Source organism: Asanoa sp. NPDC050611, assembly GCF_040654855.1.
In the GTDB taxonomy this organism is placed as follows: Bacteria; Actinomycetota; Actinomycetes; order Mycobacteriales; family Micromonosporaceae; genus Asanoa.
In genome coordinates this window covers 1-8208 of sequence record NZ_JBFAIU010000332.1, presented here as the reverse complement: position 1 = coordinate 8208, position 8208 = coordinate 1, and the positions used below count along the sequence as shown (strand labels likewise).

The window sequence follows — 8208 nt, the reverse complement described above, 5'->3', positions numbered from 1 at the left end:
GAGCTCGTCGCGCTCGCGGGTGGTGAACCAGTCGAGGTCGACACCGAAGCCCGGCTGCCGGGCGTGCAGGCCGACCTGCTGGCGGAGCTGCTGGCCACGGGCACGCCGGTGGTCGTGGTGGTGGTCTCGGGGCGCCCGTACGCACTGGGCGAGCTGCACGGCCGGGCCGCCGCGCTGGTGCAGGCGTTCATGCCGGGTGAGGAGGGCGGGGCCGCGATCGCCGGCGTACTCTCCGGGCGGGTGCAGCCCAGCGGCAAGCTGCCCGTGCAGATCCCGCGGGAGCCGGGCGCGCAGCCGGGCACCTACCTCCAGCCGCCGTTGGGCGCCGACAGCACCGACATCAGCAGCCTCGACCCGACACCGCTGTTCCCGTTCGGACACGGGCGGTCGTACACCAGCTTCGCGGTTTCCGATCTCCGGGTCTCCGCCGCCGAGGTGCCGACCGACGGCGAGTTCACGGTCCGCGCCCAGGTCCGTAACACCGGTGACCGCGCGGGCACCGAGGTCGTCCAGCTCTACCTGCACGACGTGGTGGCGCAGGTGGTGCGGCCGGTCAAGCAGCTCGTCGGGTTCGCCCGGGTCGACCTCGCGCCGGGCGCGGCCGCCGACGTGGAGTTCACCGTGCACGCCGACCGCACCGCGTTCACCGGCCGCGACCTCCGCCGGATCGTCGAGGCGGGCGACGTCGACGTGCTGGTCGGCACGTCCGCGGCCGACCTGCCGTTGCGCGGTACCGTACGGCTCGTCGGCCCGACCCGCGTCGTAGGGCACGACCGGCGCCTGGACACACCGGCGGCGGTCGCCCCAACCGGTCCCTGATGAGAGGAAGGTCGTCCGTGCCGCCCAAGGTTCGGCGCGCGACGCTGGCCACCGTCGCCGCGTCGGCCGGCGTGTCCGTCACCACCGTGTCCAAAGTGGTCAACGGACGCTCCGACGTGGGCCCGGAGACGCGTGCGCTGGTGGAGTCGCTGCTAGAGCAGCACGCCTACATCGGCCGCCGCTCGCCGGCGGCCAAGGGCAGCGAGGCGACCGCCCGCGTCGAGCTGATGTTCAACGGTGAGCTCAACGCCTACTCGATCGAGATCATCCAGGGCGTGCTGGAGGCCGGCGGCGACGCGGGCGTGGCGGTGGCGGTCAGCGTCCGCCCGCGGGCCGCGGCCGGCACGGACCCTTCGCGCCCGCGCGGTTGGGCCCGCGACCTCGCCGCCGCGGGCCGCCGGGCCGTGATCGCCGTGGTCGACGAGCTGACCTCCGCCGACATCGCCGCGCTGACCCGCGCGCGCCTGCCGTTGGTGGTGATCGACCCGCTCAACCTCCAGCGCGAGCGGGTCACCAGCGTCGGCTCGACCAACTTCGCCGGCGGGATGGCCGCGGCGCAGCACCTGCTGGCGCTCGGCCACCGGCGGATCGGTTACGTCGGCGGCGCCACCCGCTCGGCGTGCAACCAGGCCCGGCTGCACGGCTACCGGGCGGCGCTGGAGGCAGCCGGTGTCAGCGTGCCGGACGACTACCAGCGCGCCGGCGACTTCCGCTACCGCGACGGGCTGGCCGGCGGTGCCGCGTTGCTCGACCTGCCGTCGCCGCCGACCGCGGTGTTCGCGGGCAGCGACGAGACGGCCGCCGGCGTGATCGAGGCGGCCCGGGAGCGCGGGCTGCGGGTGCCCGACGACCTGAGCGTGGTCGGGTTCGACGACACCGAGGTCGCCCGGCTCTCCTCACCGCCGCTGACCACCGTGCGGCAGCCGCTGCGGGAGATGGGCGGTGTGGCGCTGCGCACCGCGCTGCGCCTGGCGGCCGGCGAGAAGCTGGACTCGCACCATGTGGAGCTGGCGACCGAGCTGGTGGTGCGGGGGTCGACCGCTAGGGTCTAGGCGCCGCCGTCGACTCGCGGACCACGAGCGTGGTGGCCAGCTCGACGTGGTGCGAGTCGAGCTTCTCGCCGGCGATCAGACTCAGCAGCGTACGCAGGGCGACCCGGCCCATCTCGCGCAACGGCTGCCGCACCGAGGTGAGCGCCGGCGTCGACATGACCGTCAGGTAGGTGTCGTCGAAGCCGACGATGCTGAGCTGCTCCGGCACCCGCACCCCGCGCGCCTGTGCCGCGGCGAACACGCCCATCGCCGTCGGGTCGCTGGCCGCGAACACCGCGGTCGGTGGCTCCTGCTCGGACAACAGCTCGCTGCCGAGCATCAGCCCGGAGATGAAGTCGAACGCGCCGTTGCGGATCAGCGCCGGGTCGGAGCGGATGCCGGCGTTCTCGAGGGCCGCGCGATAGCCGTGCAGCCGCGCCCGGCTCGGCGAGGAGGCGGCCGGCCCGCCGACGAACGCGATCCGCCGGTGGCCGAGCCGGATCAGGTGGTCGGTGGCCTCGAGCCCGCCGCTCCAGTTGGTGGCGCCGACGCTGACCACGTCGGTGCGGGGCAGGTTGACCGGGTCGATGACGACGAGCGCGAGCCCGGCGCGGTCGAACGCGGCGAGCTGGCGGGAGGTCAGCTCGGAGGTGACCACGATCAGGCCCTTGCGCCCCGCGTCGGTGAGCCGGCGGGCCCAGGCGGCCTCGGTGCGCGGCGGCTTCGCCGAGAGCGTGGGCAGGCGGCGGACGACCACGTCGACAGCGAGCTCGTCGCCGCCGTCGGTGACGCCGTGCAGCACCTCTGTCGCGTACGGACTGATGATGTCGTCGAAGACCAGCTCGATGCTGCGGGTCGAGGTCGTGGTCCCCCGCGTCCGCGCCCCCGGTGGCCGGTAGTTGTGTGCCCGCAGGGCCTCCTCGACCCGCGCGCGGGTGGCGGCGGCGACGTCGGCCCGGCCGTTGAGCACCTTGGAGACGGTGGGCAGCGAGACGCCGCACGACTCGGCCACCATCGCGAGAGTGGCCCGCCCCTGGCCTGTCGGCACGTGTTCCCCCCACGCCGAAAATGTTTCGAGCTACCTCCCGCGGAGACTAGCCTCGGCCCGACCCGGCAGCAAGCGGGTTGCCGACGGTTTGCTGACCGCCGCGAGGGTGACCAGCGCGGCCGGCACCAGGGCGAAGCCGCAGAAGGCCAGCACGACCGCGACCATCCCGCAGGCGATCGCCGCACAGGTCCGCGGCGCTCCGCGCAGCAGCCGCCAGCCGGCCGCGGTGCAGCCGAGGTAGACCACGAGGAAGAACGTGGTGGGGACGTTGACGACGGTGGCCAGGTCGATCCGGCCGGTGGCGAGCGGCCCGATCAGCACGACGCCGGAGACGAGCACCGCACCGGCGAGCCAGGGCGGCAGGCCTTCGGTCCGCCCCGGCTTGACCCGCAGCGCGCGGGCCAGGCTCGCCGCGCCGGAGACGTAGGCGAGCACGGCGCCGACCGTGAGGACGACGGCGCCGAGGGCGGCGACGGCAGGGCCCACCGCGTCGCCGAGCGCGATGGTGAGCAGCGCGGCGAGCGGCACGTCGGTGCCCGCCCGGTCGCCGAGCGCGGCCACGGTCACGGCGCCCAGGGCGAGGTAGACCACAGCGGTGGCGGCGAAGGCGATCGCGATGACCCGGTGCGGCCGGGCGATCCGGGTGGTGAGCGGTGCGATCGCCTCCCAGCCGACGAACGCCAGCATCAGCGTCGCCGCGGCCTGGCCGACGGCGGTCCAGCCGTGCGGCGCGAACGGCGTCCAGTTGGCGGCCTCGGCGGACCGCGCCGAACCGGCCACCGCGCCGACGACGATCACCAGGAGCAGCGTGACGAGTCCGAACTGGACGGTAGTGGAGGTGCGCACACCGCGGGCGATCACGACCAGCGTGCCGACGAGCAGCAGAGCGGCGGTGACCACGGCCACCCGCGTGCCGCCGCCGGTCAGCTCCGCGACGTAGTTGCCGCCGATCACGCAGACGATCGGCGCGCCGGCGATCACGCCGGCCAGGAAGCACCAGCCGACGGCCCGGCCGGCGCGCGGGCCGAGCCCGGCGGTGGCGTAGCCCCAGACCCCGCCGGCCGAGGGGTGCCGCACGCCGAGCGCGGCGAACACGACGGCGAACAGCGCCGAGGCGCCGAGCAGCACGGCCCAGGCGACGATGGAGGCCGGTCCAGCCTGGCTTGCCGCGAGCCCTGGGAGGAGCAGGAGTCCCGGGCCCAGCAACGCTCCGATGTAGAGTGCGCTCCCCCGCGCGGTCCCGATCTGGCTGTTCATGGCTCGCAGTCTGGCAGCGTCACCGCCGCACGCGATGGCAAATGTGCGCGCTCCGGGACCGACTCGCGCAACTTCGTTGCGTCATCGGGCGCTTCGGTCGCATGATGTGCCGATGACGTCGTACGACAGCACTGACCGGGCGATCCTCGACCGGCTCCAGGCCGACGGCCGCATCGCCAACGTCGACCTGGCGGAGGCGGTCAGCCTCTCACCGTCGGCCTGCCTGCGCCGAGTGCGGGCGCTGGAGCAGGACGGGCTGATCGCCGGCTACCGGGCGGAGCTGGACCGGGCCCGCCTCGGCCTGGACCTGACGGTCTTCATCGAGCTGCGGGTCGACCACCACTCCCGCGAGACGGCCGCCCGGATCGAGGCGTCGCTGACCGCCATCCCGGAGATCGTCGCGTGCCACATCATCTCGGGCCGGGCGGACATCCTGGTGGAAGCGAACGTCGCCAACCTGGCGGCGTACGAACACCTGCTGATCGACCAGATCCTGACCATCCCGTCGATCGTCGACGCGCACAGCACGTTCGCGATCAGGACGGTCAAGACCCGCGGCCCGCTCCCGCTGGCGCAGCTGCGCTGAGCGCGAGCTCCCTCAGCCGGCGGTCGAGGAACCGTCGCTCGGCGCCGTCGTCGGTGAGTTGCCTCGCCCGGCGGTAGGCGGCCCGCGCCTCCTCGACCCGCCCGAGCCGGCGCAGGAGCTGCGCCCTGGTCGAGTGCAGGTAACGGAAGTCGTCGAGGCCGAGTTGGTCGACCACCCGCAGGCCGGCCTCGGGTCCGTCGACCTCGGCGACGGCGATCGCGCGGTTGAGCTCCACGACGGGCGAGCCGGTCAGGCGGCCGAGCTCGCCGTACAAAAGCGCGATCTGAGCCCAGTCACACGGGACCTCGGCGTGCAGGGAGGCGATGGCGGCCTGCAGCACGTACGGCCCGCGGCCGCCGAGTGCGAGGGCGCGATCGAGCTCGGCGCGGCCGGCCGCGATCTGCTCGGCGTCCCACCGTGACCGGTCCTGATCCTCGAGCAGCACGAGCTCGCCGTCGCTGAACCGCGTCTCGCGACGGGAGTCGTGCAGGAGCATCATCGCCAGCAGCCCGCGCACCTCGGGCTGGTCCGGGAGTAGCTCGACGAGCGCGCGCCCCAACCAGATGGCCTCGGCGGCGAGCTCGTCGCGACCACCGTAGCCCTCGTTGTAGATCAGGTAGACGACGGCGAGCACGGCGTCCAGGCGCTCGCGGAGCAGGTGGGCCGGTGGCACGCGGAACGGGATCCCGGCGGCCTTGATCTTGCGTTTGGCCCGGACCAACCGCTGCGCCATCGTGCGCTCCGGCACCAGGAAGGCCCGGGCTATCTCGTCGGTGCGCAACCCGCCGAGGCTGCGCAGGGTGAGCGCGACCTGGGCGTCGAGCGCCAGCGCCGGGTGGCAGCAGGTGAAGACGAGCTCCAGACGCTCGTCCGGAAACGTCGTCACCTCGATCGGCGCCGGTGCACGGTCGTCGGCGACGAGCAGCCCGAACTTCGTCGCCAGGGCCCGTTCGCGGCGGATCCGGTCCGTAGCGCGGTTCCGGGCCGTCCGCGTCAGCCAGGCCCGCGGGTTGCTCGGGGTACCGTCGCGCGGCCACGCGGCGGCGGCGATCGCGAACGCCTCCTGGGCCGCGTCCTCGGCGAGGTCGAAGTCGCCGAGGACGCCGATCAGGGTGGCCAGGACGCGGCCCCATTCCTGGCGGAAGACCTGGTCGAGCGGGGCTACCAATACACCTCCGACGGTCGGATCTCGACGGCGCCACCGTAGCGCGCGGCCGGCACGCGGGCGGCGACCTCGATGGCCGCGTCGAGGTCGTCGGCCTCGAGGATGAACCAACCGCCGACGGCCTCCTTCATCCCGACGAACGGCCCGTCGGTGGTCAGGGTCCGGCCGCCTTCGACCCGCACCGTGGTCGCGTTCTCCGGCAGCCCCATCGGCACGCCGGGGGTGACACCAGGAGTCTCGTTGATCCCCTGGTAGTCGGCGCGCACCCGCTTCTGCTCCTCGTCGGTCAACGCGGCCTGCCGCTCCATAGCCGCAGCCTGATAGACCAGCATGACGTACTTCATCGCTTCCTCCTCGTCACCGCCGGACGGTCACGCATTAAGACGAACAAGGTGCCCGGCGATCGACAACTCGACAGCGAAATCCTGCCCGTTCGCGGCTACCCCCGGGTCAGCGCCACGGTCGCGGTGGCCTTGACGCCGTTGACCGTCACCGTCAGCGTGACGGTGCCGCTGGTGCGCAGCGCGGTCAGGCGGCCGGTCGCGGGGTCGAACCACGCGCGGTCGCCTGGGCGGATGCCCAGCACGGAGCCGACGTGCAGGTCCGCTGAGCCCGACCACTGTGCCGTCACCGGCGCCGCGACCGGGACCGCTCGGCCGCCCGGTTGGGTCAGCGTCGCCGTCACCGTCGCCGGTGTGCCGACCGCGACCGATGCCGGCGCCGTCACGGTCACCGCGTCGACGTGGGGGTTGACCTCGGCCGCGATCCAGCGTGGGCCCTCGGCCAGCGGGTTCAGCCTGGCCAGCGCCGCCTCGGCCGGGGTGACCGGGTCGATGCCCAGCATCGTCCAACCCGTGAAGCCGCCCAGGTGCGGTGCCGTCGACGGCTCCTTGCCGCTGTTGCCGTTGATCAGGTAGGGCACGCCGTCCACCCGGTCCGCGTGGAAGGTGCCGACGTGCGCGCCCACGAACGCCGCGCCCTTGCCCGTGCGGTACTGGAAGTCGGCCAGCCACTGCTCGATCAGCGCCGCCTCCTTGCGGTCGCCGAGCTGGCTCGCCTTGGCCGGCGTGGGGTCGCGCGGCGGGTGGTGCTCGAACACCGCGACCGAGCCGATCCGCGGGTCACCGGCCGCCGAGTCGAGCGCCGACCGCAGCGCCAACAACTGGTCGAAGCCGCTGCCGCGCAGGCTGCCCGCGCTGGTGTCCAGGGTGATCAGGCGGGTTCCCTTGTGGTCGAACACCCGCGAGGTCGGGCCGAACGCCGACGTGAAGTTCGTGATCGGCGCGCCCATGATCTCGTGGTTGCCCGGCACGTAGTAGTACGGCAGCGTCCCGGCCAGCTCCTCGTCCAGGATCTGTCTGGCCAGCGCGAAGTCCTGCGGATAGGCGGTGTCGACCAGGTCGCCGTCGATCACCAGGAAGTCCGGCCTCGCCGCGCGGATCTCGCGCAGGGTCCGGCGTACCCGGGCGACCTGGGTGCTGTCCGGGTCCGCGGCGACGAACTGCGCGTCCGACAGCACGGCGAGCCGCCATGGCGCCCCGTCGACGGTCCCGTCGCGCAGCACGACACGGTCCGTCCTGAGCGGCTCCGGTGGCGTGGACACCGGCGGCGCGACCCGCGCGACGATGTCGTCGATCACGATGTCGGTCTGGTACGCCTCGGCCGGATCGGTCTCCGCCACGTAGAACCGGCGGATCCGCACCGGATACTGCACGCCCGGCGGCACCGCCATCTCGACGTAGCGCCAACCGGTCCAGGTGATGTACGGCCCGCGCAGCACGTGCTGCTGGTCGAGCGCGTCGTGCAGGTGCAGGCTCGGCCATTCGCCCTTGCCGTTGCCGTAGATCCACATGCCGAACGCCTGCGGCTGCCCGTCCACCGGGATCCACTGTGGCGGGTCGGCGTAGGCCGCCCGCGTGCCGGTCGACTGGCCGAAGTCGTACGCCATCCGCAGCCCGGTCCCGGTGTGTCCCGGCGCCGCCGCGACGGAGCCGGTGGCCCGCGCGGCGCTGAACTTCCATGCCGCCGCGTCGTCGAACATCGCGACCGGCACGTCGGTCAGCCCGATCGTCACCGGCACCACCGTGCTGCGACCGTTGACGGTCACGGTGACGAGGCCCGCGCCGCCGTCGCCGACCGCGCGCACGGTGAAGAAGCCGTTGGCGCCGGGCGTCACCTCGACGAGCGCGCGGTCGTACGCCAGCCGCACGTCACCGGGCTCGATCGGCGCGCTGGGTCGCGTGATGATCGTGTTGCCCAAGCTCCTGGATCACGACCTGCGCGAACGGGCGGCCATCTCGCT

At 73.5% G+C, this 8208-nt stretch carries 8 protein-coding genes; 3 read left to right on the top strand and 5 right to left on the bottom strand.

Annotated elements, in window-relative coordinates; all coding sequences use genetic code 11:
• On the top strand, window positions 1–819 hold an 819-nt coding region (locus AB0H87_RS33790; protein ID WP_360155093.1), incomplete at its 5' end, for a glycoside hydrolase family 3 C-terminal domain-containing protein.
• A gap of 17 nt (window positions 820–836) precedes the next feature.
• A complete protein-coding gene (locus AB0H87_RS33785; protein ID WP_360155090.1) occupies window positions 837–1871 on the top strand; it encodes a substrate-binding domain-containing protein in 1035 nt (344 codons plus the stop codon).
• Here AB0H87_RS33785 and AB0H87_RS33780 read toward each other — a convergent pair.
• A complete protein-coding gene (locus tag AB0H87_RS33780; protein ID WP_360155087.1) occupies window positions 1861–2898 on the bottom strand; it encodes a LacI family DNA-binding transcriptional regulator in 1038 nt (345 codons plus the stop codon). The two genes, AB0H87_RS33785 and AB0H87_RS33780, sit on opposite strands and share 11 nt — an antisense overlap.
• Before the next feature lie 30 nt (window positions 2899–2928).
• Window positions 2929–4155, bottom strand: a complete 1227-nt coding sequence (locus tag AB0H87_RS33775) for an amino acid permease (protein ID WP_360155084.1) — start codon at window positions 4153–4155, stop codon at window positions 2929–2931.
• Window positions 4156–4267: 112 nt separating this feature from the next.
• On the opposite strand from AB0H87_RS33775, the gene AB0H87_RS33770 reads away from it, so the two are divergent.
• Entirely contained in the window at window positions 4268–4741 is a 474-nt protein-coding gene (locus AB0H87_RS33770) for an Lrp/AsnC family transcriptional regulator (protein WP_360155081.1), read from the top strand.
• Here AB0H87_RS33770 and AB0H87_RS33765 read toward each other — a convergent pair.
• The 3 genes from AB0H87_RS33765 to AB0H87_RS33755 form a co-directional block, all read right to left on the bottom strand.
• Entirely contained in the window at window positions 4701–5909 is a 1209-nt protein-coding gene (locus tag AB0H87_RS33765) for a DUF6596 domain-containing protein (protein WP_360155078.1), read from the bottom strand. The genes AB0H87_RS33770 and AB0H87_RS33765 overlap by 41 nt on opposite strands.
• Window positions 5903–6250, bottom strand: coding sequence for a YciI family protein (locus tag AB0H87_RS33760; protein ID WP_360155075.1), 348 nt, complete (start codon window positions 6248–6250; stop codon window positions 5903–5905). The genes AB0H87_RS33765 and AB0H87_RS33760 overlap by 7 nt, the downstream gene beginning before the upstream one ends.
• Before the next feature lie 95 nt (window positions 6251–6345).
• Entirely contained in the window at window positions 6346–8166 is a 1821-nt protein-coding gene (locus AB0H87_RS33755) for a metallophosphoesterase (RefSeq protein ID WP_360155072.1), read from the bottom strand.
• Between the last annotated feature and the right edge of the window lie 42 nt (window positions 8167–8208).